The following is a 266-nucleotide window of genomic DNA, read 5'->3' as shown; positions in this document are numbered from 1 at the left end:
CCCAAGCCAAAGTGCATATTCAGCTAGAAAACATGAAAGGCTACAGCATTGAATCGCAAGCTGGCGAGCTGTTGCATGGGTTAGGATTTGCTAATAACCAAATAGAAAACCCCGTTAGTGCGTTTTCAGGGGGGTGGCGCATGCGTTTAAACCTTGCCCAAGCACTTATTCGAAACGCTGATTTACTATTACTCGATGAACCAACAAACCATCTTGATTTAGATGCCGTATATTGGCTTGAACGCTTTTTACGTGCCTATACAGGC

At 44.4% G+C, this 266-nt stretch carries 1 protein-coding gene; it reads left to right on the top strand.

The window, feature by feature from the left end:
* Positions 1-266: ATP-binding cassette domain-containing protein (locus R2R70_RS20695; RefSeq protein ID WP_410979005.1), on the top strand; the 266-nt coding region annotated here is incomplete at both ends.

This window comes from Cobetia sp. SIMBA_158 (assembly GCF_046566945.1).
Classification (GTDB): domain Bacteria; phylum Pseudomonadota; class Gammaproteobacteria; order Pseudomonadales; family Halomonadaceae; genus Cobetia; species Cobetia amphilecti.
Note: the sequence above shows the minus strand (reverse complement) of the source record. Positions and strands in the feature narration are given on the sequence as shown.